The sequence below is a fragment of the Burkholderia sp. S171 genome (assembly GCF_009766085.1).
Taxonomy (GTDB): domain Bacteria; phylum Pseudomonadota; class Gammaproteobacteria; order Burkholderiales; family Burkholderiaceae; genus Caballeronia.
Genome location: NZ_LMUF01000001.1, coordinates 179,214 through 200,906 on the forward strand (window position 1 = coordinate 179,214; position 21,693 = coordinate 200,906).

At 61.5% G+C, this 21,693-nt stretch carries 19 protein-coding genes and 3 riboswitches; of the genes, 11 read left to right on the forward strand and 8 right to left on the reverse strand.

Annotated elements, in window-relative coordinates:
* Position 1: 1 nt before the first annotated feature.
* The 3 genes from cobO to cobA are packed head-to-tail and all read right to left on the reverse strand — an operon-like array spanning position 2 to position 1,781.
* Positions 2 to 604 (reverse strand): cob(I)yrinic acid a,c-diamide adenosyltransferase, encoded by a 603-nt coding sequence (gene cobO / locus GSQ93_RS00820; protein ID WP_158933819.1) that lies wholly within the window; start codon positions 602 to 604, stop codon positions 2 to 4.
* On the reverse strand, positions 604 to 1,011 hold the full coding sequence (locus tag GSQ93_RS00825; protein WP_158933793.1) for a cobalamin biosynthesis protein: 408 nt from the start codon (positions 1,009 to 1,011) through the stop codon (positions 604 to 606). The genes cobO and GSQ93_RS00825 overlap by 1 nt, the downstream gene beginning before the upstream one ends.
* Positions 1,008 to 1,781: a uroporphyrinogen-III C-methyltransferase gene (cobA, locus tag GSQ93_RS00830; RefSeq protein WP_158933794.1), complete on the reverse strand. Its 774-nt coding sequence runs from the start codon at positions 1,779 to 1,781 to the stop codon at positions 1,008 to 1,010. The genes GSQ93_RS00825 and cobA overlap by 4 nt, the downstream gene beginning before the upstream one ends.
* 169 nt (positions 1,782 to 1,950) lie before the next feature.
* Positions 1,951 to 2,259: riboswitch (cobalamin riboswitch) on the reverse strand.
* Between the two features lie 159 nt (positions 2,260 to 2,418).
* Positions 2,419 to 2,698: riboswitch (cobalamin riboswitch) on the forward strand.
* 183 nt (positions 2,699 to 2,881) lie between these two features.
* Here cobA and cobW point away from each other — a divergent pair.
* From cobW to GSQ93_RS00850, 4 genes are all read left to right on the forward strand, one after another.
* Complete coding sequence (gene cobW / locus GSQ93_RS00835; protein ID WP_158933795.1) at positions 2,882 to 3,970, forward strand: cobalamin biosynthesis protein CobW; 1,089 nt, start codon at positions 2,882 to 2,884, stop codon at positions 3,968 to 3,970.
* A 3-nt stretch (positions 3,971 to 3,973) separates the two neighbouring features.
* Positions 3,974 to 7,747: a cobaltochelatase subunit CobN gene (gene cobN / locus GSQ93_RS00840; protein WP_158933796.1), complete on the forward strand. Its 3,774-nt coding sequence runs from the start codon at positions 3,974 to 3,976 to the stop codon at positions 7,745 to 7,747.
* Positions 7,744 to 8,742, forward strand: a complete 999-nt coding sequence (locus GSQ93_RS00845) for an ATP-binding protein (RefSeq protein WP_254073695.1) — start codon at positions 7,744 to 7,746, stop codon at positions 8,740 to 8,742. Before cobN ends, GSQ93_RS00845 begins: the two co-directional genes overlap by 4 nt.
* Before the next feature lie 92 nt (positions 8,743 to 8,834).
* A complete protein-coding gene (locus GSQ93_RS00850; RefSeq protein ID WP_254073696.1) occupies positions 8,835 to 9,416 on the forward strand; it encodes a VWA domain-containing protein in 582 nt (193 codons plus the stop codon).
* A gap of 1 nt (position 9,417) precedes the next feature.
* Here the strand turns inward: GSQ93_RS00850 and cobJ are convergent, their stop codons facing one another.
* Genes cobJ through cobG form a run of 4 tightly spaced genes read right to left on the reverse strand, consistent with a single transcriptional unit; the run spans position 9,418 to position 13,752 of the window.
* Complete coding sequence (gene cobJ, locus GSQ93_RS00855; protein ID WP_254073700.1) at positions 9,418 to 11,046, reverse strand: precorrin-3B C(17)-methyltransferase; 1,629 nt, start codon at positions 11,044 to 11,046, stop codon at positions 9,418 to 9,420.
* 44 nt (positions 11,047 to 11,090) lie between these two features.
* Complete coding sequence (locus GSQ93_RS00860; RefSeq protein WP_158933799.1) at positions 11,091 to 11,816, reverse strand: precorrin-2 C(20)-methyltransferase; 726 nt, start codon at positions 11,814 to 11,816, stop codon at positions 11,091 to 11,093.
* Positions 11,817 to 12,443 (reverse strand): precorrin-8X methylmutase, encoded by a 627-nt coding sequence (locus GSQ93_RS00865; RefSeq protein ID WP_158933800.1) that lies wholly within the window; start codon positions 12,441 to 12,443, stop codon positions 11,817 to 11,819.
* The gene (gene cobG / locus GSQ93_RS00870) at positions 12,436 to 13,752 is read right to left on the reverse strand and encodes a precorrin-3B synthase (protein ID WP_254073697.1); all 1,317 of its coding nucleotides are present in this window, start codon (positions 13,750 to 13,752) and stop codon (positions 12,436 to 12,438) included. The genes GSQ93_RS00865 and cobG overlap by 8 nt, the downstream gene beginning before the upstream one ends.
* Before the next feature lie 99 nt (positions 13,753 to 13,851).
* Positions 13,852 to 14,029: riboswitch (cobalamin riboswitch) on the reverse strand.
* Positions 14,030 to 14,147: 118 nt separating this feature from the next.
* Between cobG and cbiE the strand changes: the two genes are divergently transcribed.
* Genes cbiE through GSQ93_RS00895 form a run of 5 tightly spaced genes read left to right on the forward strand, consistent with a single transcriptional unit; the run spans position 14,148 to position 18,350 of the window.
* Positions 14,148 to 15,356, forward strand: a complete 1,209-nt coding sequence (gene cbiE, locus GSQ93_RS00875) for a precorrin-6y C5,15-methyltransferase (decarboxylating) subunit CbiE (RefSeq protein WP_158933801.1) — start codon at positions 14,148 to 14,150, stop codon at positions 15,354 to 15,356.
* Between the two features lie 18 nt (positions 15,357 to 15,374).
* Positions 15,375 to 16,466: a cobalt-precorrin-5B (C(1))-methyltransferase gene (locus GSQ93_RS00880; protein ID WP_158933802.1), complete on the forward strand. Its 1,092-nt coding sequence runs from the start codon at positions 15,375 to 15,377 to the stop codon at positions 16,464 to 16,466.
* A complete protein-coding gene (locus GSQ93_RS00885) occupies positions 16,463 to 17,215 on the forward strand; it encodes a cobalt-precorrin-6A reductase (RefSeq protein ID WP_158933803.1) in 753 nt (250 codons plus the stop codon). The genes GSQ93_RS00880 and GSQ93_RS00885 overlap by 4 nt, the downstream gene beginning before the upstream one ends.
* Positions 17,216 to 17,944 (forward strand): precorrin-4 C(11)-methyltransferase, encoded by a 729-nt coding sequence (gene cobM, locus GSQ93_RS00890; RefSeq protein ID WP_158933804.1) that lies wholly within the window; start codon positions 17,216 to 17,218, stop codon positions 17,942 to 17,944.
* A 10-nt stretch (positions 17,945 to 17,954) separates the two neighbouring features.
* Positions 17,955 to 18,350, forward strand: a complete 396-nt coding sequence (locus GSQ93_RS00895) for a DUF4186 domain-containing protein (RefSeq protein ID WP_158933805.1) — start codon at positions 17,955 to 17,957, stop codon at positions 18,348 to 18,350.
* Between the two features lie 64 nt (positions 18,351 to 18,414).
* Here GSQ93_RS00895 and GSQ93_RS00900 read toward each other — a convergent pair whose 3' ends face one another.
* Entirely contained in the window at positions 18,415 to 19,158 is a 744-nt protein-coding gene (locus tag GSQ93_RS00900) for a TerC family protein (protein ID WP_158933806.1), read from the reverse strand.
* 313 nt (positions 19,159 to 19,471) lie between these two features.
* Between GSQ93_RS00900 and GSQ93_RS00905 the strand changes: the two genes are divergently transcribed.
* Complete coding sequence (locus tag GSQ93_RS00905) at positions 19,472 to 20,581, forward strand: OpgC domain-containing protein (protein WP_158933807.1); 1,110 nt, start codon at positions 19,472 to 19,474, stop codon at positions 20,579 to 20,581.
* A gap of 546 nt (positions 20,582 to 21,127) precedes the next feature.
* On the forward strand, positions 21,128 to 21,688 hold the full coding sequence (locus GSQ93_RS00910) for a fimbrial protein (RefSeq protein WP_216857558.1): 561 nt from the start codon (positions 21,128 to 21,130) through the stop codon (positions 21,686 to 21,688).
* Positions 21,689 to 21,693: the final 5 nt, after the last annotated feature.

A 21,693-nucleotide genomic window follows, 5' to 3' on the forward strand; every position in this document is an offset into this window, starting at 1 on the left:
GTCAGAACTCGACGCCACGTTGCGCCTTCACCCCTTGCTCGCGATACGGATGTTTGATCGGGCGCATCTCCGTCACGAGATCGGCCACTTCGACCAGCGCCTCGGGCGCATGGCGGCCTGTCACGACCACATGCAGCATCTCGGGTCGCGCGGTGAGCACCGCGAGCACTTCGTCGAGCGGCAGGTACTCGTATTTGAGGACCGTGCACAGTTCGTCGAGGATGACCATCTGATACTCGCCGCTTTCAATCATCTTGCGCGCGGCGTCCCAGCCTCGGCGAGCCGTCGCAACATCGGCATCGCGGTTCTGCGTGTCCCACGTGTAGCCGTCGCCCATGGTGATGAAATCGCAGTTCGCGATTGCGCCAAGGAAATCGCGTTCGGACGTATGCAGCGCACCCTTGATGAACTGCACCACGCCGAGCCGCATGCCGTGTCCGAGCACACGTACGGCCATGCCGAACGCCGCAGTGGTCTTACCCTTGCCCGTGCCCGTATTGACGATCAGGAGGCCCTTCTCGAGCGCGGCGGCGGCCTGCTTTTTCTCGTGGCCTTCCTTGCGTCGCTGGGTCATGCGCAGATGCGATTCTTCGTCCGTTTTCATCATGTTCCCTGGTTGTCAGTCTGTTGCTTGATTTCTTGTCCGAGGTCGTCTTCGGCAATCGCGACGGTCACGCCATCGGTCACTCTTTTCGGCACGATGATTCGCCCGTTGCGCGACGCGAGCAGCGCGCAGGGTTCGCAGACGCCGTCGATACCAAGCAGCGCCTGAACCCGTTCCGACGTGCTGGTTTCAACCTGCGCGATGTCTTGCTTCGAAAAAAATTGCAGGGGCAAACCGTGGCGAGCGGCGAATTCGAGCAGGGCGGCTTCGTCTTTCTTGCTATCGATTGATGCCAGCGCTCGCGTGCTCGCCACCGGCCGCGTCCCCAGCGCCCCGAACACGGCAGCATGAATCTGTTCGACGCTGACATCGCGCCGGCAGCCTATGCCGATGACCCATGTGCTCATGATTGCTGTGCGACGTAATCCAGCGCGCTCGCAATCCCCAGCCCGGCGACCGAGCCGATCACCACGATTGCTGGCGCTCCGATTCCCGCGCGCTCCACCGCTTCCGCGAGGTGCCTGAGCGGCGCTCGCAGATGCCGTTGATCGGGACGGGTAGCGCGTTCTATGGCGGCCGCCGGCGTCTCCGGATCGAGCCCGGCATCGACCAATGCGTGGGTGATATCCGTGAGCCGCCGTACGCCCATATACACGACCAGCGTCATCTTCGTCGCGACCAGCGCGCGCCAGTCGGGCTCGGCTGCATGGGCGCCCGCTTCGCGGCTGGCACCGTGGCCGGTGACAAACACGACGCCCATGGTGTGATCGCGATGCGTGACCGGAATGCCGACGGCGGCCGGCGCGGCAATGCCCGCCGTGATGCCGCAGATCACCTCCACTTGCACGCCTGCCGCATGCAGCGCCTGGACCTCTTCGCCACCGCGCCCGAAGACGAATGGATCGCCGCCTTTCAGCCGCGCGACGACGTGGCCAGCGCGCACATGGGCCAGCATGTCTTCGATGATCGCAGCTTGCGGGGTAGACGGATGTCCGCCGCGCTTGCCGACGTAACGAATGACCGCGTTGGCGCGGGCGAACTTCAGCACATCGGGATTCACGAGGTCATCGACGAGGACGACATCGGCTTCCGACAGCGCGCGCACGGCTTTGAGCGTCATCAGCTCGACGTCGCCGGGGCCGGCGCCGATCAGCCAGACGCGGCCGGACGTGCTCATGATTGCGCCTCGTTTGCGCGACCTGGACACGCGTCAGATAGCCGGCAGAACGGTCGGTACGAGGGTGAGCGAAAGCGTTGCAAAATTGGATTCATGTAAGACGATATCAACATTACGTCCTTCATCCGTCCCTCGCGGATGTGGCGTCCGACGCGCTATTAAAGCTAGAGCGCGCCACTTGGCGACTGGCCGGTATCCGGGCTTGGCGACCGCATTCCGCTCGCCTTCCCGCTCGTTGGAGCAGTGGCTTTGGAGGAAATGGGCGCTCGGTTCGAATGAAAGTCAGGAATGAGAGTCAATCGAAGCGGGCGCGGGTCGCTTGACCGTTGCGGGGACAGCACAGGTTTTTGTCGACACGGCGCGTGAGGCCTGCAGCGTAAGCCTTGAGCCTCGAGAATACGCGCGTGTGCATCCTGTTTCCCGTTTAACTACGCGCGCGGGAAAAGCGCGCGTGAGCACCAGACGCGGGCCAAAGATAGCACAGCGAGTGTTGCTTGCGCTGGGCTTTTACAGGCTAGAACCGGCCGGGAGTGCCGGGTTTTTGCGCTCGGAACGGCAAAATCACTCGTCAGAAGGCAGGGCCTGAACCCCGTCCGCACCCCGCCCTGATCCTTGACGCTAATCCCCCATCAGCCTAGACTTCGCCGTAGTTTCTGGTGCTCGCGCGTGGTCTCTGCTGCGCGCAGTTAAACGGGAAGCAGGAAGCGTTGCCGGAACCCCGGCCGTGCCAACCTGCGCTGCCCCCGCAACGGTAAAGCGAAAATCGCGCGACGTGGTTTTATCCTGGTTCACGCCGGGTTCACGCCACCTCGCACGGTAAAGCCGGCTTCGAAAAACCACTGCATGGATACATCATGTGGGAAGGTGAAGCGGCATTTTCGTCAGCCCGGATACCGGCCGGAACGAGTCAACACCTGAAGCGGACGTTTGTCGCGGGGATGCGGCATACGGTCGACACTTTTCACCATGCTTTTCCGGATTGCCATCCTGCATCGCGACATCCGCGCGGGCTTTTTCATTGCTCGCTTGAGTCAGCAAAGGGTCAGAAAAGGGCGACGCATTCCGGCAGCAAGCAGCCAATCGATACTACGGAGCAACGGATGCAAATGCGCAAAATCCCGGCCACGGTCGTAACGGGTTTCCTCGGCAGCGGCAAGACCACATTGATGCGGCACATCCTGCAAAACGCGAAAGGGCTGCGGATCGCGGTGATCGTGAACGAGTTCGGCGAACTGGGCATCGACGGCGAAATCCTGAAGGGCTGCAACATCGGTTGCGAGGATGAAAGCGTCACGGATCAACCGAATCTGTATGAGCTGTCGAACGGCTGTTTGTGTTGCACGGTGCAGGAAGAGTTTTATCCGGTGATGGAGCAACTCGTCGAGCGGCGCGATCAGATCGATCATGTGCTGATCGAGACCTCCGGCCTGGCGTTGCCCAAGCCGCTCGTGCAGGCTTTCAACTGGCCGTCGATCAAGAATGCATTCACTGTGGACGCTGTGGTGACCGTGGTCGACGGTCACGCTGCGGCAAGCGGCCAGTTCGCGGCGAACCCGCAAGCTGTCGACGCACAACGCCGCGCCGATCCGAACCTCGATCACGAATCGCCGCTGCATGAGTTGTTCGAAGATCAGCTTGCGTCGGCGGACCTGGTGATTCTCAACAAGACCGATCTGATCGATGAAACGCAGCAGCGTGCGGTGGAAGCACTGATTCGCGGTGAGATTCCGGCGGGCGTGAAGATCGTGCCGGCGCAGATGGGGCAGCTCGATCTGCACGCGCTGCTCGGGCTTGAGGCGGCATCGGAAACGACTATTCATTTGCGTGTCGATCATCATGGTTCCGTCGATGATGAAGGCCACGCCGATCATCATCACGACGACTTCGATTCAGTCGTGGTGGAAGCGCGGGTCGAGTCGCGCGAGGCCGTGGTCGCCGCACTGCGCTCACTGGTCGATGCCAACACGATCTATCGCGTGAAGGGTTTTGCGGCGTTGCCGGGCACGCCCATGCGGCTTGTCGTGCAAGGGGTAGGCCAGCGTTTCGATACCTATTTCGATCGCCGCTGGACTGCTGCCGAAGCGGCCAGCGAGACCAGCCGGTTCGTGCTGATTGGTGAAGATCTCGATCAGCCGCGTCTGCAACAAGCGCTGGTCGCCGCGCTCGCCAACGCACCCGTGCAGGCCTGATCCATGCATCTTCTACGCACGACGCCCGGCGGTTTTGTCGACGACGCAGCCGGCGTCATGCGTATCGACCAAACGCCTGCGCCGATCGTCGTGCTCAGTTCGGCCGATACCACGCTCTCGCTACTCGCGAGTGTCGTGCCGCATCTGGAAGCGGACTTTCCGGCTGTGCGGCTGGCAAATCAGGCGTTCCTGCGACAACCGGCATCGGTGGATTTTTACGTCGATGACGTGCTGAAACATGCGCGCGTGATCGTCATTGATCACCTTGGTGGTGAAGCGTACTGGCCTTACGGAATTGAGAGCATTACCACGCTCGCGCGCCGCAACGGCCAGATGCTCGTGATGTTTTCCGGCGATCTGCAGGAAGATCCGAACCTCGTGGCGAAGAGTACGGCCGAGCCCGCATTGTGCGATCAGCTATGGCGTTATCTGCGTGAGGGCGGTGCAAAAAATGCCGAAGAATTTCTTCGTTGCATCGCGTTTCGAGCGTTGGGATATGGGCGTGAAGCGCGTGCGCCGAGTCCGCTGCCCGCCGTGGCAATCTATCATCCGGCGCGGCAGATCGCGACCGTTGATGACTGGACAACACGTTGGGTTCACGGTGCGCCCGTCGTCGCCGTGTTGTTCTATCGGGCCCATTTACAGTCCGGCAATACGGACGTGTTCGATGCTTTAATCGAGGCGCTGGAAGCGCAGGGACTCAATCCGCTGCCGATCGCGATGGCGTCGCTAAAAGACCCTTTGAGCCGCGAAGTTGTGCAGCAGCTTTGCGCGGATCACGGTGCGTCGCTGGTGCTGAACACGACCTCGTTTGCTGCCGGCGTCATAGACGACCCTGTGCCTTTCGAACTCGCGGGTGACGCGCCGGTACTGCAAGTCATCCTTAGCGGCGGAAATCGCGAGGATTGGTTGAAGGACAACCACGGGCTGAATTCGCGCGATGTCGCCATGCATGTCGCGCTGCCGGAAGTCGATGGACGCATCATCACGCGCGCGATCAGTTTCAAGGGACTTGCGTATCGATGCAAGATCACGCAAGTCGATGTCGTGCGTTATCAGCCCGATCTTGAACGGGTGCGTTTCGTGGCTGAGTTGAGCCAACGCTGGTGTCGTTTGCGGCAACTCGCTAACGCTGAAAAGCGCATCGCGCTCGTGCTCGCGAACTACCCGTTGAGTGAGGGCCGCATCGGCAACGGCGTGGGTCTCGATACACCCGCCTCCGTCGTCAATATCCTTTCGATGCTAGCTAACGAAGGGTATCGAGTGGATGAAATTCCCGCCGATGGTGATGCGCTGATGCACGCGCTGACCTCGGGCGTGACGAATGACCCCGTGGTTCGCGACTTGCGTCCCGCGTTGCAAAGCCTGGCGCTTGACGATTACCTCGACGCTTTCGCCAAGCTGCCGGACAACGTCCAGCAGGAGCTGAACATGCGCTGGGGTCCACCCGAAAGCGATCCCACAATCCGGCGCGGCCGCTTCATGATCGCGGGCTGGCGCTGCGGGCATGTGTTCATCGGCATCCAGCCGGCGCGTTCGCGTGAACGTGGCGACTACGCGAGTTATCACGACGCGGAGCTTGTGCCGCCGCATGCGTATCTCGCGTTCTACTTCTGGCTGCGGCTGCGATTCAACGTGGATGCAATCGTTCACGTCGGCAAGCACGGCAACCTGGAATGGCTGCCGGGCAAGAGCGTCGCATTGAGCGCGTCGTGCTGGCCTGACCTGACGCTCGGCGCCATGCCGCATCTGTACCCGTTCATTGTCAACGATCCGGGCGAGGGCAGTCAGGCGAAGCGGCGGGCGCAGGCGGTCATCATCGACCATTTGATGCCGCCGCTCACGCGCGCTGAAAACTACGGTCCGCTGCAGGACCTTGAGCGTCAGGTCGACGAATATTATGAAGCGCTGATGGTCGATCCGCGCCGCGCGAAACTCCTGCGCAAGACGATTCTGGCGAGCATTGTCGAACATCGGCTGCATGAGGAACTCGGACTCGATAAACCTCGCGATTCCGATACTGAAGACGCGTTACTGACCCGCGCCGACGCATATTTATGCGAGCTCAAAGAGGCTCAGATCCGCGATGGCCTGCATGTGTTCGGCGTCTCGCCGCAGGGCGTGCAACGCCGCGATACGCTGCTTGCCCTCGGCCGTTATCCGATTGGTGACGCGCAAGGCGCGAACGCGAGTGTGCTGACCGCGTTGGCTCGCGATTTGAACCTGGGCGACACGTTCGATCCCCTCGATGCCGACTGGAGCGCGCCGTGGACGGGTCCCCGTCCTGCTGAATTGCTAGGGATTCTGGACACGCCGTGGCGTCATCATGGCGACACCCGTGAGCGTCTCGAGTTGCTCGCAACCTCGTTGCTCGACCGGCCATCGGACACGGCGGGGCCGAATACATCGCAGGTACTTACACGCCTGAATGGCGACTTGCTCGCGCGGCTCGACGCGTGCGGCCCGCAAGAGTTGAAGCAGCTTAAACGCGGTCTCGACGGGCGGTTTGTGCCGCCGGGCCCGAGTGGATCGCCATCGCGTGGAAGGCCGGACGTATTGCCTACCGGCCGCAATTTCTACTCCGTCGATACCCGCGCCGTGCCAACGCGTGCAGCATGGACACTTGGCCTCAAGTCAGCCAATCTGCTGATCGAACGCCACCTCCAGGAGCACGGCGATTACCCGCGCGCGATTGGTTTATCAGTATGGGGCACGGCGACCATGCGTACCGGCGGCGACGATATCGCGCAAGCCATGGCGCTGATCGGCGTGCGGCCGAAGTGGGCGGCAGGCAGCAATCGCGTGACTGATTTCGAAGTCCTGCCCATCACGATTTTCAATCGCCCGCGCATTGATGTGACGCTGCGGGTGTCGGGATTTTTCCGCGATGCGTTCGCGAACCTGATGCATCTCTTCGATGCCGCTGTGCAAGCCGTCGCGGAACTCGACGATGAGGCCGAGGACATCAACCCGATCCGTGCGCGCATCATGCGTGAACGCGACGAACACATGGCGCGCGGGCTGGATGAGAAGGAAGCCCGCTTGCGCGCGGGTTGGCGTGTGTTCAGCACGAAGCCGGGCGCATACGGCGCGGGTTTGCAAGAGATGATCGACGCGAAGCAATGGCAAAACGACGCCGATCTTGCGAGCGGTTTCCAAAGTTCGGGCGGTTATGCGTATTCGCAAAAGGGCGATGGCGTGGAGGCTCGCGAGACCTTCGGCGCGCGTTTGTCGACCATCGATGTGGTGGTGCAGAACCAGGACAATCGCGAACACGACTTGCTGGATTCGAACGATTATCACCAGTTCCAGGGTGGCATGGTAGCGGCCGTGCGGCATCTTTCCGGCACCCAGCCGCATGCGTATAACCCCGATCACAGCAATCCCGCCGCGCCGCGTATCAGGACATTGCAGGAAGAAATCTCTCGCGTGATCCGCTCGCGCGTGGTCAATCCGAAATGGATCGACGGCGTGAAGCGGCATGGTTACAAGGGCGCGTCGGAACTCGCGGCAACAGTAGATTATCTGTTCGGTTACGACGCCACCGCGCGGGTCGTATCGGATCATCAGTACGCGCTGGTCGCTGATGCCTACGTCAACGACGCAGACACGCGCGAGTTCATGCAGCAGCATAATCCGCACGCGCTCCATTCAATCTGCGAGCGTTTGACCGAAGCGATGCAGCGCGGCTTATGGCAAAGTCCAGGCGCGTATCAGGAGCAGATCGAACGCCATCTGCTGGATGCCGAACAGCAACTCGAAGGGCAACGAACGTGAACGAATTCATCTTCCCGTTTGCCGCATTGGTCGCACAAGAACCCTTGCAGCAAGCGCTTTTATTGGCGGCAGTCGATCCTGCACTGGGCGGCGTGCTGGTCAGCGGTCCACGTGGCACCGCGAAATCGACAACCGCGCGCGCGCTTGCCGAACTACTGCCGGAAGGGCAGTTCGTAACCTTGCCGCTGGGGGCGAGCGAGGAACAGTTGATCGGTTCGCTGGATATCGAAGCTGCGTTGCGCGACGGCGGCGTGCGCTTTTCGCCGGGTTTGCTCGCGAAGGCGCATCAAGGGGTGTTGTACGTCGATGAAGTCAATTTGCTGCCCAATCAACTCGTGGACCAGTTACTCGATGTAGCCGCGAGCGGTGTGAACGTGATTGAACGCGACGGCATTTCGCATCGGCATGAAGCGCGCTTTGTGCTGATCGGGACGATGAATCCAGAGGAGGGCGAACTCAGGCCGCAACTACTGGATCGATTCGGGCTGGCAGTGGAATTGGAGAATTGCTTTGACGCCGCAAAACGCCAGGAGATCGTCAAGGCGCGTCTCGCATTCGATATGAATCCGGAAGCTTTTCGCTCGCGGTTTGCGAGGCAGCAAGAAGCCTTGGCCTTGAGGCTTCGCCAAGCCAGAGCGACGCTTCCGGCCCTCGAATTCGACGACGCAGTTCACGCGCGCGTCAGCGAGTTATGCATCGAGGCGCATGTGGATGGCTTGCGCGCCGATCTCGTCATGTTGCGCGCCGCGCGAGCGCTCGCCGCATTTGAGGAAGCTTCAGCGGTGAACGTCGAGCATGTTGAACGCGTAGCGGAATCGGTGCTGTTGCATCGGCGCAAGGATGGCAGCGCGGCTAGCGACCATGGCTCTTCTGAGTCCCGTGCTCAACAACGTCCCAAAGACACCGACGAAGCAAGCTATGGCTACATGCCTCCTGAGCCCGTAGACATCACAGCAGTCAAGAACGTCAGGCCGCTTGCCGCAAAAAAATCCTGAGCCATCGAAGGCAGGATCCACAGGCCGAACCCGGCCGCCTTCGATGGCTTGATGCTTCAGCACCGGGTAAATCACGATCGCGCGCGGGCCAAGTGAGCACGCGCGTCGACTGGTTGCAAACGCTGCTGGCCAAGCGCAATCGACCTCTGGATGAAACGCACCTGAGGTTCCATCGCGAGCAAGGCGACAGCAGCGCGTTGCATTGCTTCGTGCTCGATTGTTCCGGGTCGATGCTAAGCGGCAAGCGGCTTGCGCTGGCGAAAGGACTCGTCGTGGCGTTGTTCGACCGGGCGTATCGCGAGCGTGCAGAGGTTGCATTGGTCTGCTTTGGCGGTGCGACAGCGCAAGTGCGTCGCGAACCCGGGGCGGCGCATTGGTGGAACGATCGCTGGCTTGCCCCCATAGGTGGGGGCGGAGGAACGCCGCTAGCGCTGGGCGTGCGCACAGGCGCCAATGTGCTTCTCAGGGCTGCACGTCATCGCCCTTCACAGCGGCGCTTCCTGTGGTTGCTGACCGACGGCCGCAGTCCGGAGACGCCATCGCGTCCCGATGCCGCGGATCAGATTGTCATCGTCGATTTCGAGAGTGAGGCGGTGCGTTTAGGGCGTTGCGTGACGCTAGCCGAATCTTGGCAAGCGGACTATCGTACGGCCGCTTCCATGACTACCGCTTAGTTCATTCGTACCAGCGCGGCGTGTATACCCAGTCGCCGTGGCCATCAGCCCGCGGAAAACTACGTGTGGTGGATGAACCTACGATCACCATCGTGCGCATATCGACCTGACTGGAATGCAGTTTATCCAGCGTCGTGGTAGTCAGCGTTTCACCCGGCCTGCCGATGTTTCGACCCAGCACGACCAAGGTCGCGCCACTCCGATGCTCACGCACGATATCCAGCGCACGATCGAGTTGCCACGGCCGCGCGCGCGAGACGGGGTTATAAAACGCCATCACGAGATCGGCTTGAGCCGCGTGACGCAAGCGGGTTTCTATCACGGCCCACGGCTTGAGATTGTCCGAAAGCGACAGCATGCAGAAGTCGTGTCCAAGCGGCGCGCCGGCGCGAGCGGCTGTGGCGAGCGCGGCCGATACACCCGGTATGACCTGCAATCCCACCGCGTTCCACAGAACGTTATCGCGGGCCTCATCGAGCGCTTCGAGCACGGCCGCGGCCATCGCAAAGACGCCAGGATCTCCCGACGATACAACCACTACGTTACGTCCGGCACTCGCCAATTCGAACGCATGGCGCGCACGCTGCATCTCTTCGCGGTTGTCGGTGCTATGCAGTACTTGATGCGGCGCGAATGGACCGGCCATGCGCACATAGGTCTCGTAACCGAGGACATCGTCGGCTTGCGTTAAAGCCTGTCTTGCCGCGGGCACCATCAGATCCGCGCTGCCGGGGCCGAGACCAATCACGGTTACTATGCCACGTGCTTGCCCGAGCGTTGAGGTGTCGACCGGCTGTGGCGCGAGGGCAATCACGATACCGTCGTCACTGGTTTTGAGCGTTTCGAAGCCTGCAGGAAGTGTTCCAAAGCGCAGCGGTACTCCCAACGTCCGTGCGGCGTCTGCAAGCGGTGCAGATGCCATCATGCTCAGAGGTGCGAGCACCGCCGCCAGCGACATCGATGCAAGACGATGTTCACGCAACATGAGACGCACACCTTCGACGATCGAGTCTTCCGACGACAACGCCGCCACGCACAAAACCACACAGCGCGGATGAATCATCAACTCGCCGGCAACCTCGCTCGTATGCGGCGTGACGCGGATTGCCAGGCTTGCGTCGGCAGCGCGTGGCAGGTCTGCTGCGTCGAGCCACGGCGCATGACCCTCAACGCGCATCGTGGCGCCCGCGAGCAGGTCCGACACAAAACGCTTTCCGTGCTCGATATCGGCTAGCACATAACCCGCTGGCGGGTTCAGCAGGCAAGTGCCGAAACGTAGTTCTCCGCTGGTCGTTATCGCCGGTGCAACGTCCAGCGCCGCCGCGATTTCACGCGCCATCACGTTCACGCCGCCCAGCCCGCCAAGCAAAGGCACGACGGCACTGCCGTCCTCGGCCACGGCCAGCACAGGCGGTTCATAGGTCTTACCGCCAAGCGCAGAGGCGAGGCATCGAATCACGATTCCCGCTGCGCATAACGCGACGATCGGCGTGTTGCGTGCATAGAGTTCGCGCAGATGCGGGCCGAGTTCAGTGAAGCCAATATCGGCCTGCACGCGGCTCGTGAGACCATGGACAAGCGATCCGGGATACCGCGTCTGAATGCGGCGCGCGGTATCGATTGCCCCCATCCCCAGCACGACGATTGCCGCAGGCACTTGATCGTTCAAAGGGGTCACGCCTGCCATTTTTCCCCCGGCACGACGAGCAGCGAGAAGTAGGGTGATGCCATGGGCTCGACTTCTTCCAGCGGCACGATGCGCTGGTTCGCCATGGTCGCGCGTTCGACGTACAGCGCGCGTTTGTCGAGTCCGAGTTCGGTCAGCACGCGACGCACCTTGTCGAAGTTGCGACCGAGTTTCATGATCACGGCGGCGTCGGCGGTGGCGAGACGTTCCCTCAGATCCGCTTCCGGCAGCACGCCCGACAACACCGACAAACTCTGGTTCCGATACACGAGCGGCACCCCAAGCACAGCTACGCCACCCAGCATGGAACACACGCCCGGCACTACGTGCGCTTCGAAGCGTTCGGCCAGCCGGTCATGCAGATACATGTATGAGCCGTAGAAGAACGGATCGCCTTCGCAGATCACGGCCACGTCGCGTCCCGCTTCCAGATGATCCGCAATGCGAATGGCGGATTCATCGTAGAAGTCGCCGATGATCGTTTCATAGCAAAGCGGCGGTTCAAGCGCTTCGGTCGTGACCGGATACACCAGCGGCAAACGCGTCTGGGTCTCCGTGAGATGCGCTTCAATGATCCCGAACGCATTGCCTTTCTTGCCCTTCGCCACGAAGTAAGCCACGACCGGCGCGGAGGTCAGCAAACGCAGTGCCTTCACTGTGATCAACTCGGGGTCACCAGGGCCGACACCGAGGCCATAGAGGCGTCCGCTCATCTATTCGGTCTCCGTTGCCAGCGCGTTCACGGCGGCCGCCGCCATCGCGCTGCCGCCACGTCTGCCGCGCAACGCGACGAACGGCACGCCGCGGCTATCGGCGGCAAGCAGCGCCTTCGATTCCGCCGCGCCGATAAAACCCACCGGAAAGCCCAGGATCAGCGCAGGTTTCGGCGCGCCCGCGTCGAGCATGTCGAGCAGATGAAAGAGCGCCGTGGGCGCATTGCCGATCACCACGACGCTGCCTTCCAGATCCGGTTTCCACAGCTCAAGTGCAGCTGCGGAGCGCGTGTTGCCGAGCGTGCGAGCGCGGTCGGGCACGGAAGGATCGTTGAGCGTGCAGATCACGCGGTTGTCCGCCGGCAGCCTCGCACGCGTGATGCCCTCGGCGACCATGCGTGCATCGCAGAGAATGGGGGCGCCTCGGCTAAGCGCGAGGCGGCCTGCCGTGCCCGCGCCGGGTGAGAACACGAGGTCATCGATTACGTCCGTCATGCCGCATGCATGGATCACGCGCACGGCAAGTTTCTCGAGATCGGCGGGAACGGCCGAGAGGTTAGCCTCGGCGCGAATGGTCGCAAACGACGCGCGATAGATCGCCTGGCCGTCGCGAATGTAGTCAAGCATCAAAGTGACTCCGGGCTAGCCAGTGGGCTGCCTGTTCTATGGTGAGATGGCGGGCGAGGGGTTCAGGCGCCTCGCCGTAAAGATCGTAGCGACCGGGAGCGACAGCGATCAGCGTGTTCTCGACGCGGTGTGCCGCTGCGCATGAGCGCGCGCAGCCGCTCAGGTGGACGTCGCCGGCAGGTGGCATCGACTGGGCGAGAAGGTGCGCGTCGGCTTTGGTATCGGCGAAACTTTTCGCACAGCCTTGCGAACCCGTACACGCGATGAGGCGCGCGAACGGTTCGTCGGGGGTTGTCGCGAGGCCGAGTGAGGCGAGTTGTTCCGTGACCGCTTGGGCCTCTGCAGACGACACATCGAGCAGCATGACGCTTTGCCATGGCGTCATGCGTAATCGTGGCGCGAGATCGGCGAGAGAAGACAGTGCCGCGGCATCCAGGCGTCCAAGCGGAACTTGCGCACCCACGCACACGCTGTCGCTCGTCCCTTGACGATGCACGCCGAAACGCAGCCTTGCATCGGATGCGGGACGACGCCAGTCCTCAACCTCACGATCCAAAGCGAAGCCAAGCTTTTCCTGAACGAGGCGAAGAATTTCTTCGATGGAACACGTCGTCAGCAGATCGCGCATCCTGGTCTGCCAAGGCTGCGCGAGATCGAGGAAGGTGTGCAGCAGCGCATCGACCAGCGCGGGGACGTGACCGGTTTTCACTGCAGCCAATGCCGGCGCGTCGTTTTCGAACCGCGGTGGACAGCCCGCAAGCCCGAATACAAACCGTTCCGCCGATACCGCTGAAAGCCACACATCGTGAGGATGATCGAGCATGGCGAGGCGCTCGCCACCGTCCACCATCAACGCAAATTTCGGCGATAGCTGATTCAAACGCGCGTCGCGCTGCATCTGCCCGAGTAACGTGGAAACGAGCGGTGCGACATCGAGCGCGGCGTGCGAATCGAGGCCAGCCAGCGGACTGGACATGACGTTACGCTGGTCGTCGGAACCCGGCGTGACAGGGCCGAGTCCCGCGTCGACGAGCAGCGAGACAAGCGCTTCCCGCGAGTCTTCCCCTACGCCGCGGATCTGCAGATTCGCGCGATTGGTCAAATCGATCAAGCCCGAACCGAACGTCCGCGAAGCGTGCGCCACCACGCGTGCCTGCGCTGCACTCAGTTCGCCCGATGCAAGGCGAATGCGGCACAGGCCACCATCGCGTGCAGGCACAATCCGCATCAGGCCCGGACAAGCCGATGGCCGCAATGCTTGCGTTGATGCGTGCGCTAATCCGCGTACAGTAGTGAGTGATTCGTTCAAAGCGTGACCCGTTCGGTCTCGCGCGGCGCCTCGAGCATGCCGCACCCTGAAGGGCGTGGCACGTTCGCGGCATCGGTACACCCCGCCCGATGTTGGCTTGCACGAAGAATTCCGGTCGGCAGGTCTCTTGGCTGGCAGGTCGCCGTCCGCACCGGCCTTCCCAGTCGAAACCAGTGGCAGTGGAGCGCGGACTCGCTGCGTACAATTGCGGGGGCAGCCACAGTTCTGCTGTGTTCCCTGTTAGGCCCGTAAGGGCACCGACTAACACGGTATTATGCCCGTTTTTGCAGCGGATAAAGCGGATCGGGGTCAGGCCGGACGTGCTTTAGCGGCATTGTCTCGGCTACGTTGTAGACGCGGCGCAATCACTGAATGAATCAAGCGAGGATCGGCGGATGACACCGTGGTTGACCGTGGTGGGGATCGGGGAGGATGGCTGGCGCGGACTGAGCCGTCAGGCGCGTCAGGCGCTGCTTGCTGCCGATACGATTTTCGGCGGCGCGCGTCATCTCGCGTTCTTGCCGGTCCGGATTGGCGGCGAACGTCGCGCATGGCCTACGCCGTTCACGATTGCGCCGGTACTCGAATATCGTCATGGGCGTGAACGGGTGTGCGTGCTCGCGAGCGGCGACCCGATGATGTTCGGCGTCGGCACGACGTTCGCCCGCGAACTGGCTGCGGATGAATTCTGCGTGGAGCCCGCGCCGTCATCGTTGTCACTTGCCGCCGCGCGTTTGCACTGGGCGCTGCAGGACGTCGCGGTGGTGTCGCTGGTCGGGCGGCCGGTCGCGGCGCTAGAAACGCAGCTGCATCCCGGCGCGCGCGTCTTTGTTCTAAGCAGCGACGCTACGAGCCCAGGCTTGGTCGCCGCATTACTGACGAAACGTGGTTTTGGGGCGAGCCGTCTGAGCGTGTTCGAGCATCTGGGGGGCGATCAGGAGCGGCGTATCGATCGCGTGGCGAGCGCGTGGGCGACAAGCGAAGTGGCCGCGCTAAATCTGGTAGCGATCGAGTGCATCGCGGAAAACCCTGCACTGCGCTTGCCGCTGACGCCCGGTCTTCCCGACGATGCGTACCAGCACGACGGCCAGCTCACCAAGCGCGATGTCCGCGCGATCACGCTGTCGCGGCTTGCACCCGAGCCGGGAGAATTACTGTGGGACGTGGGTGCGGGATGCGGTTCGATTGGTATCGAATGGATGCGCGCGCACCCGAGTTGCCGTGCCATCGCGATTGAAGCGAATGGCGAGCGTCAACGCCTGATCGAATACAATCGCGACGCGCTCGGCGTGCCGGGGTTACAACTGGTCGAGGGCGAAGCGCCGGACGCGTTGGCCGGACTTCCCGAGCCCGACGCGATTTTTATCGGCGGTGGCGTGACCGCGCCGGACATGCTTGAGACGTGCTGGTCTCATCTGAAGAAAGGCGGCAGATTGATCGTCAACGCGGTCACGATCCAGAGCGAGGCCACGCTCGTCGCGTGGCGTGCGCTTCATGGCGGGGAGATGATGCGGATAGGTGTTGCACACGCACAGCCCTTAGGCGGCTTCGATACCTGGCGTCAAGCGCTTCCCATTACGCTGCTGCATGCGGTTAAACCATGATGCTTATCGGTTATCTCCATGCGTGACGAAACGCCCGAACAGCCCGCGCCGCTACGCACTGGATTGACCACGGGTAGTTGCGCGACCGCGACGTCGCTTGCAGCAGCCCGATTGCTGCTCGCGGGTCGTGTCAGCGAGCACGCGGACATTACGCTGCCGAAGGGTCAGCAGGTCGTGATGCCGCTCGTGTTCTGCCGTCTCACCGGAGACAATTGCGCGGAAGCGGGTACCGTAAAAGACGCCGGCGATGACCCCGACGTCACGCACGGCGCGATCGTTTTTGCACGCGTAAGTTTGCTTGAAGAACCCGGTGTGCGGTTCCTCGCGGGACCGGGCGTGGGCACCATCACGCGGGCCGGACTGGCTCTTCCCATCGGCGAACCCGCTATCAATCCCGTGCCGCGCAAGATGATGACCGATCACCTTGCAGCACTCGCAAAAGAACACGGATACAGCGGTGGCTTCGAAGTCAGCATCGGCGTGGAAAACGGTGCCGAACTCGCACTCAAGACGATGAATCCACGCTTGGGGATTGTCGGTGGGTTATCGATTCTCGGGACGACCGGCATTGTCCGGCCGTTTTCCTGCTCGGCTTATATCGCTTCAATTCATCAAGGTATCGATGTTGCCCGCGCGAATGGGTACGTTCATATCGCGGCATGCACGGGTAATCAGAGCGAGGACGCCATGCGTCTTCGCTACAACTTGCCGGACATCGCGCTGATTGAAATGGGCGATTTCGTGGGTGCTGTGCTCAAGCATTTGCGGCGCGTGCCGATCGATAAGTTGAGCCTGTGCGGCGGCTTCGGCAAGATCAGCAAGCTGGCCGCGGGACATATGGACTTGCATAGCAGTCACTCAAGCATCGATCTGCCGCAACTCGCGGCTTGGGCCGCGAGTTCGGGCGCAAGCGCCAGTTTGCAACAGGCCATGTGCGGAGCCAACACGAGCCAGGAAGCGCTGCTGCTCGCGCACGAGCAGGGCGTGCCGCTCGGAAACATTGTCTGCGAACACGCGCGGCAATTTGCGTTGAGCGTGGTGCCTGAAAAGATTGCCGTGGAATGCTTTGCGATCGACCGGCAGGGGCGCATCGTGGGAGAGGCGCAATGAAACGGATCTTGCTATTGGGCGGCACCGGCGATGCATTGGTGATCGCACGACGTCTCGGTGCTGATCACATTTATAGCCTCGCCGGGTTAGGCCGTACGCCGGGCGATCTGGGCTGTCATGTGCGCGTGGGCGGCTTCGGCGGTGTAGCAGGGTTAAAGGCATTTATTGAAGCAGAATCCATCGGCTTGATCGTCGATGCCACGCATCCTTACGCTGCGCAAATGAGCCGTCACGCGAGCGCGGCCAGGGCGCTGCAGAACATTGAATGCTGGGCGCTTCGCCGCGCACCGTGGCAACCGCAAACCGGCGACGACTGGCGGGAGGCAGCAGAATTTCCGGACATCGTCCACACGCTTGTTCCTTATAAATATCCGCTCTGGACGCTGGGCCGCCAACCGCTTGCGCATCTTGATGTGATTCCCCCTTCGCAACACTGGACCATTCGCTGTCTCGACCCGCACCCCGGCACCGCACGGGCGACAATCATCGGTGCGCGTGGCCCTTTCTCGCTTGATGGTGAACGCGCGCTCTTCGACGCGCAGCAAACCGATGTCCTGATCAGCAAGAACAGCGGCGGCGCGGCAACCGAGGCGAAACTGGCGGTAGCGCGGGAACGCGGCTTGCCCGTGATCATGCTGCAGCGACCGATCTTACCCTCGGTCGAGCGCGAATTTTCCGATACACACGCGCTTCTGAACGCACTCGAAGTATGGCTCCATCCGCATCCACTTTTCGATAAAACCCCTTAAATGACGGTCTATTTCATTGGCGCCGGACCCGGAGATCCCGAACTCATCACGGTGAAGGGGCAACGCCTGATTCGCACGTGCCCGGTCATCTTGTATGCCGGATCGCTCGTGCCGGAAGCCGTGTTGAGCGGGCATAGCGCGCAAAGCGTGGTGAACACGGCGGATCTTCACCTCGATGAAATTATTACGTTGCTCGAAGCCGCGCACGCTAAAGGGCAAGACGTCGCGCGTGTGCATTCCGGCGATCCGTCGTTGTACGGTGCAATCGGCGAACAGATCAGGCGTTTGAATACGCTCGCGATACCGTATGAAATCGTGCCCGGCGTGACGGCAGCGGCAGCGTGCGCCGCATCGCTTGGCTGCGAATTCACGTTGCCGGGTATATCGCAGACCGTGATCTTGACGCGCTTCGCCACGAAGACGTCGATGCCCGAAGGCGAGCAACTCGCCGATCTCGCACGCCATCGCGCGACCATGGCGATTCACCTTGGTGTGCGTCATATCGAACGGATTGTCGCCGACCTGATTCCGCATTACGGAGCGCAGTGTCCTGTTGCAGTGATCTTCCGGGCAAGCTGGCCTGACGAAGAAAAGGTGCTGGGCACGCTCGCCGATATCGCGGCAAAAGTGCTTGAAAAAGGCATCGAAAGGACCGCGTTGATCGTGGTCGGGTATGTGCTGAATTCGGAAGGTTTTACGGATTCATCGCTGTATCGCAAGCCAGCCTGAGCCACGTGCCATGCGCGATCTCGATACCGTTTTCGACGCCTTGTCGCATTCGAATTTTCGCATGCGCTTCCGGCTTGGTGTGCGTGAAGAGGCTTATCTGCGTGAGCACGGCATGACGGAAGTGATCGGCCACGCGCGTGAGCTGATCACCCGGCGGCTTGCACCCGAGCAACTTCCGAACGATGGCAAGCAGACTCCGTTTCGAGGCCATCCGGTATTTATCGCGCAGCACGCCACGGCGACGTGCTGCCGGAGTTGCCTCGCCAAGTGGCATGGCATAGAAGCGGGGAAGCGACTGGACGATGACGAACGCGACCATGTTGTGCAGGCAATCGAACGCTGGCTGAAGGCGCAAAAAGTGGCCGGCGCCGATAAACCGCCGCGTCAACCCGACTTGCCGTTCTGATAAAAAAAAGCCGCGCGGCTTGGAAGCCACGCGGCGGGTCGACTGTGGCCGACTTAGCGCGCCATCATTCGAAAGCGCGTTTCTTCTTCGCCCGGCGCGACAGCATATTCAGCCCTTCGACCAACGCCGAGAACGCCATCGCCGCGTAAATGTAGCCCTTGGGCACGTGCGATCCGAACCCTTCGGCAACCAGCGTCATCCCGATCACGAGCAGGAAACCGAGCGCGAGCATCACGACAGTCGGGTTCCTTTCGATGAAACGCGATAGCGGTCCGGCCGCGAACAACATCACCGAAACGGCCCCGACCACCGCCACGAACATGATCGGAATGTGTTCGGTCATGCCCACGGCAGTCACGATGCTGTCGATGGAAAACACGAGATCAAGCACCAGGATCTGGCCGATCGCCGACCACGGCGTGAGCGTGGGTGTTTTCACGCCACCGCCATCATTGCCACCTTCACCCGCGACGTGATGATGGATCTCGGTGGTCGCTTTCCACACGAGGAACGCACCGCCAGCGATGAGGATCAGGTCGCGCCACGAGAAATCGTGTCCGAACGCGGTGAAGATCGGGGCGGTCAGGCGCACGATCAGCGCGACCGTACCGAGCAGACCAAGCCGCATCACCAGCGCCAGGCCAATGCCAAGCCGCTGGGTGCGCGCACGATGCGCCTCAGGCAGTTTGTTCGTAAGAATGGAGATGAAGATCAGGTTGTCGATGCCGAGCACGACTTCCATGACAAGCAACGTCGCCAGTGCGGCCCACGCGCCGGGGTCGCTTGCCAATGCAACTAAATAGTCCATGAGATCCAAGGGTCTTGGGGAAATAGGAGAAAACGGTTAAGGCGCCTACGCGGCGGCCGTTCGCGATGATACGTGACCTGTCATGCAAAAATGTAAGCTTAATGAAATAATTGAGAGCGTTGCAGAGCCAAAAAGTTCGACGGATGGATGGTTGGCGTCGAATAACCACCAAAATGGTGCGACGCGCAAATGCGGGTAAACTCTAGTGCTGTCCGCCCTATCGTAACTGTGCACTTACTTTAGCCGGAACCGCACCGGAAACCGCACCCTCAATCTTCGCTGCCCGTGTTCAGCAGTACTTTTCAGGTTCCACATGCAGGGAAAATCGCAACGCCTGGTCGAATTGGACTTTTTTCGCGGTCTCGTGCTGCTGGTGATCGTCGTCGATCACATTGGCGGCAGCATGCTATCGCGCGTGACGCTTCACGCGTTCGCGCTCAACGACGCCGCCGAAGTGTTTGTCTTTCTCGGCGGCTTCGCGACAGCCACCGCCTATGTGTCAATGGCCGCACGTCGCTCGGAGTCGGCCGCCCGGGCGCGGTTTTTCCGCCGTGCGTTCGAAATCTACCGTGCGTTCGTGGTGACCGCGGCCCTCATGTTGTTAACCAGTTTCGTGCTGCGGCCATTTTTCGGCAGCGCGCCGAATCTGGCTACCGCCGACCTCGACAGCTTCCTCGCCGCGCCGTTCACCGCGCTGGCCGACGTGTTGCTCCTGCGCCGTCAGCCGTATTTATCGTCCGTGCTGCCCATGTATGCGTTCTTCGCGCTGGCTGTGCCGTTTGTGTTGCCGCTCGCGCGTCGCAAGCCGTGGCTTCTGCTTGGCGCCAGTGTCGCGCTGTGGGCCGTGGCGGCGCCTGTGGCTGAGTATCTGCCGTCGGCGGAGGATTTGCTGTGGGACTTCAATCCCGCTGCGTGGCAGTTGATGTTTGTCCTTGGCGTGCTCGCATGCTGCCAGCCGGTCTATCAGCGGGTGAGTTCGCACCGGTTCGGCTGGGTGGTGAGCATCGCGGCGCTCGCGATTGTCGCGGGCATGGCGTATTACAAGTTGCTCGTGCTGCCCGTTTCCCTCGATGGCGATCTGAAGCGCAACTTGGCTGGCGCGCGTATCGTCAATTTTTTGGGCATCGCCTGGCTTGCAAGCGACCTGGCGCGGCGCGGAGTAGTGCAGCAGATCGCCCGTCGCTTGCCGTGGGTTGGTGCGGTCGGCCGTGATGGCCTCGTGTGTTTCGTGGCAGGCGCGGTGATTTCGCTCACGGTCGATTCAGTGTTGTTCACGCTCACCGGCGGGCTGATCGACGTTCCGATGGGTCTCGCCGCCGATGCCCTCGCGCTGGGTCTGTTGCTCGCGATCCCACATCGTCAGCGCGTCTTCGATGTAATACGTTCACGGTTCGTAGTGGCCGTGGCGAAGAGAGAAGGGTAGCGCCACGCGGTTGTATTGGCGGCGTGCGGCGTGCGGCCTCGTCGTTCGTCAGGTAATCAAAAAAGAAAGTGCGAACAACGAACTCAGCGACGAAGCATCCGTTTGCACCGCGGTACATCATTGCGGGATCTACGCGGTTCCTCATAACCCCAACAAACCTCGCGCAACCCCGCGCTCCCGAAAACCCTCACCCATCTGAGTTCATCTAAAACCCCAAAGGCGTCCCAAGCGGACGCCTTTGGGGTTTTTGGCGTGCCGTTCATCAACGCGCGCGTTTCACCCCCCGCACACCCGCACCCCCGCACCATTTCGCTCTTAGTAATTCTTAATTTTGTCCTAATTCTTTAAGACAGTTCCGAGGGTCATCCGAGGCGCCCGGTCTTAATATTCATTCACTCGCAGACGAACCGGTTCATCGCCTCCTACACGAATCCAGACGATGAAAAAAAGGTGGCTCGCCTTGCGCGGTCGGTATCACCGGACGAAGTAGTCCTAAGCACCGCAAGCGTCTACAAACTCTTATTCATTTCTCTACTGGAAACGTTCATGAAATCATTCATCTCCACCCTCGCTGCTGCTGCAACCCTGGCCACGATGGCTTTGGCTTCAACCGGCGCAAGCGCGGCTGACGGCACGATCACCTTCACCGGTGCAGTAACCGACACGACGTGCTCGATCGATGCAAAAACGGTTGGCGCCGCTGACAAGAACGTCACGCTGCCGACCGTGACTGACAGAACCCTGGGCTCAAAGGGTGCAACAGCCGGCACGACCGCTGCCACCGACCTGACCTTTGCGCTGAGCGGCTGCTCGACCGAAACGAAGGCCGTTGCGCGTTTCGAAAACGGTCCGACGATCGACCAGAGCACCGGTTATCTGACGAACCAGGCACCGGCCGGCGCGCAAAACGTTCAAGTTCGTTTGCTTAACGCATCGCATCTGCCGATCAACGTCGTGACCGGGGAAAACAACGATATGGCTGGCAACGGCGTGGCGATCGTGACGGGTGCTGCGAACCTGAAGTACTTCGCTGAGTACTACGCCACGGGTGCTGCCACAGCCGGCCCGGTCAACACCTCGGTCCAGTACACGGTCGATTACCAGTAAGCCGT

Excerpts from the sequence above, each read along its gene's own strand:
- cobO (WP_158933819.1), bottom strand. The coding sequence starts at position 604 with ATGAAAACGGACGAAGAATCGCATCTGCGCATGACCCAGCGACGCAAG.
- GSQ93_RS00825 (WP_158933793.1), bottom strand. The coding sequence starts at position 1,011 with ATGAGCACATGGGTCATCGGCATAGGCTGCCGGCGCGATGTCAGCGTC.
- cobA (WP_158933794.1), bottom strand. The coding sequence starts at position 1,781 with ATGAGCACGTCCGGCCGCGTCTGGCTGATCGGCGCCGGCCCCGGCGAC.
- cobW (WP_158933795.1), top strand. The coding sequence starts at position 2,882 with ATGCAAATGCGCAAAATCCCGGCCACGGTCGTAACGGGTTTCCTCGGC.
- cobN (WP_158933796.1), top strand. The coding sequence starts at position 3,974 with ATGCATCTTCTACGCACGACGCCCGGCGGTTTTGTCGACGACGCAGCC.
- cobJ (WP_254073700.1), bottom strand. The coding sequence starts at position 11,046 with ATGGGGGCAATCGATACCGCGCGCCGCATTCAGACGCGGTATCCCGGA.
- GSQ93_RS00860 (WP_158933799.1), bottom strand. The coding sequence starts at position 11,816 with ATGAGCGGACGCCTCTATGGCCTCGGTGTCGGCCCTGGTGACCCCGAG.
- GSQ93_RS00865 (WP_158933800.1), bottom strand. The coding sequence starts at position 12,443 with ATGCTTGACTACATTCGCGACGGCCAGGCGATCTATCGCGCGTCGTTT.
- cbiE (WP_158933801.1), top strand. The coding sequence starts at position 14,148 with ATGACACCGTGGTTGACCGTGGTGGGGATCGGGGAGGATGGCTGGCGC.
- GSQ93_RS00880 (WP_158933802.1), top strand. The coding sequence starts at position 15,375 with ATGCGTGACGAAACGCCCGAACAGCCCGCGCCGCTACGCACTGGATTG.
- GSQ93_RS00885 (WP_158933803.1), top strand. The coding sequence starts at position 16,463 with ATGAAACGGATCTTGCTATTGGGCGGCACCGGCGATGCATTGGTGATC.
- cobM (WP_158933804.1), top strand. The coding sequence starts at position 17,216 with ATGACGGTCTATTTCATTGGCGCCGGACCCGGAGATCCCGAACTCATC.
- GSQ93_RS00895 (WP_158933805.1), top strand. The coding sequence starts at position 17,955 with ATGCGCGATCTCGATACCGTTTTCGACGCCTTGTCGCATTCGAATTTT.
- GSQ93_RS00900 (WP_158933806.1), bottom strand. The coding sequence starts at position 19,158 with ATGGACTATTTAGTTGCATTGGCAAGCGACCCCGGCGCGTGGGCCGCA.
- GSQ93_RS00905 (WP_158933807.1), top strand. The coding sequence starts at position 19,472 with ATGCAGGGAAAATCGCAACGCCTGGTCGAATTGGACTTTTTTCGCGGT.
- GSQ93_RS00910 (WP_216857558.1), top strand. The coding sequence starts at position 21,128 with ATGAAATCATTCATCTCCACCCTCGCTGCTGCTGCAACCCTGGCCACG.